Origin of the sequence: Phenylobacterium sp., assembly GCF_024508875.1 — a bacterium.
GTDB lineage: Bacteria > Pseudomonadota > Alphaproteobacteria > Caulobacterales > Caulobacteraceae > Phenylobacterium.
Map to the genome: position 1 here is coordinate 1 of NZ_JANINU010000301.1, position 1,994 is coordinate 1,994.

Here is a 1,994-nt window from a genome sequence, read left to right on the forward strand (position 1 = left end):
CGGATGATGAACTTGTCCGTCGCCTTGTTCTTGCGGGTCTTCCGGCCCTTCGTGGGTTGGCCCCACGGGCTGACCGGGTGACGGCCGCCCGAGGTGCGGCCTTCGCCGCCGCCGTGCGGGTGGTCGATCGGGTTCATGGCGACGCCGCGGACGTGCGGGCGACGGCCCTTGTGACGAGCGCGCCCGGCCTTGCCGAGGTTCTCGTTCATATGGTCCGGGTTCGACACCGCGCCGACCGTGGCCATGCAGGTGTCCATCACCATCCGCAGCTCGCCCGAGTTCAGGCGGATCTGAGCATAGCCGGCGTCACGGCCGACTAGTTGGGCGTAGGCCCCGGCCGAACGGGCGATCTGGCCGCCCTTCAGGGGCTTCAGCTCGACGTTGTGGATGATCGTGCCGATCGGCATGCCGCGCAGCGGCATGGCGTTGCCCGGCTTCACGTCGGCCTTCTCGGCGGCGATCACCTGGTCGCCGGCCTTCAGGCGCTGCGGGGCCAGGATGTAGGCCAGCTCGCCGTCGGCGTACTTCACCAGGGCGATGAAGGCCGAACGGTTCGGGTCGTACTCGAGGCGCTCGACCGTGGCCGGCACGTCGAACTTGCGACGCTTGAAGTCCACGACGCGGTACAGGCGCTTGGCGCCGCCGCCGCGGAAGCGGACCGCGACGCGGCCGTTGCCGCCGCGACCGCCCGACTTGGTCAGGCCTTCGACGAGCGACTTCTCAGGCCGGCCCTTGTGGAGCTCGGACTTGTCGACCAGGACGAGCTGACGGCGGCCCGGCGAAGTCGGGTTGAACTGCTTCAGAGCCATCGACTTAGAGCCCCGTGGTGATGTCGATCGACTGGCCTTCGGCCAGCGTCACGATCGCTTTCTTGACGTCCGAGCGCTTGCCCACGATGCCGCGGAACCGCTTGGTCTTGCCCTTCACGTTGATCGTGTTGACCTTCGTGACGTTGACCTTGAACAGCGCCTCGACCGCCGCGGCGATCTCGTCCTTGGAAGCGTCGCCGGCGACGCGGAAGACGACCTTGTTCTGCTCCGAGAGCAGCGTGGCCTTTTCCGTGATGATCGGCGACAGGATGGTGTCGTAGTGACGAGCGGTGGGTTCCACGGCCATCACGCGGCCTCCTTAGGCTGGAAGCGCGCCTGGATCGCTTCGACCGCGTCCTTGGTCAGGACCAGGGTCTTGCGACGCAGCACGTCGTAGACGTTCAGGCCGGCGTTCGGCAGCACATCCACGTTCGGGATGTTGCGCGCGGCCAGGCCGAAGTTCTTGTCCACCTCGGCGCCGGCGATCACCAGCGCGTGGGTGACGCCGAGCTTGCCGAGCTGGTCGCGCAGGGCGGCCGTCTTGGCGTCCTTCAGCGAGACCGAGTCCAGGACGATGAGCGAGCCGTCCTTGGCCTTCGAGGACAGCGCGTGGCGCAGGGCCAGGGCGCGGACCTTCTTGGGCAGGTCGAAGGCGTGGCTGCGGACCACCGGCCCGTGGGCCTTGGCGCCGCCGACGAACTGGGCCGCCCGGCGCGAGCCGTGACGGGCGCCGCCGGTGCCCTTCTGCTTGTACATCTTCTTCGAGGTCCGCGAGACTTCGTTGCGGACCTGGATCTTGTGGGTCCCGGCGCGGCGCTTGGCCAGTTGCCAGGTCACGACGCGCTGCAGGATGTCGCCGCGGATCTCTTCGATGCCGAAGATATCGTCGGCCAGCTCGATCGAGCCGCCCTTCCCGCCGTCGAGCTTGATGACGTCGAGTTTCATTACGCTTGATCCCCAGCTTCGGTCGCCGCGGCCTCTTCGGCCGGGGCTTCGGTCACCGCGGGCTCTTCGGCGGGCGTCGGCTGAGCGCCGGCGGCCTTGAAGGCGCCCGGCTTCGGCGCGTCGGCCGGAAGGGCCACCTTCACGGCGTCGCGGATCTTCACGAACGAGCCTTCCGAGCCAGGGACGGCGCCCTTGACCAGGATCAGGCCGCGCTCGGCGTCGACGCGCCAAACGGTGACG

General features: G+C 68.5%; 3 protein-coding genes and 1 pseudogene. All 4 read right to left on the reverse strand.

The window, feature by feature from the left end:
* On the reverse strand, positions 1-809 hold an 809-nt coding region (rplB, locus tag Q0L11_RS19695), incomplete at its 3' end, for a 50S ribosomal protein L2 (protein WP_296599512.1).
* Positions 810-813: 4 nt separating this feature from the next.
* Positions 814-1,110, reverse strand: coding sequence for a 50S ribosomal protein L23 (locus Q0L11_RS19700; RefSeq protein WP_296599516.1), 297 nt, complete (start codon positions 1,108-1,110; stop codon positions 814-816).
* A 5-nt stretch (positions 1,111-1,115) separates the two neighbouring features.
* Positions 1,116-1,754, reverse strand: coding sequence for a 50S ribosomal protein L4 (gene rplD / locus Q0L11_RS19705; RefSeq protein WP_296599514.1), 639 nt, complete (start codon positions 1,752-1,754; stop codon positions 1,116-1,118).
* Positions 1,754-1,994, reverse strand: a pseudogene (locus Q0L11_RS19710) (50S ribosomal protein L3); the annotation flags it as partial. The pseudogene Q0L11_RS19710 and the gene rplD, both read right to left, overlap by 1 nt.

Coding starts and splice junctions, on each gene's coding strand:
- rplD (WP_296599514.1), bottom strand. CDS start 1,754: ATGAAACTCGACGTCATCAAGCTCGACGGCGGGAAGGGCGGCTCGATC.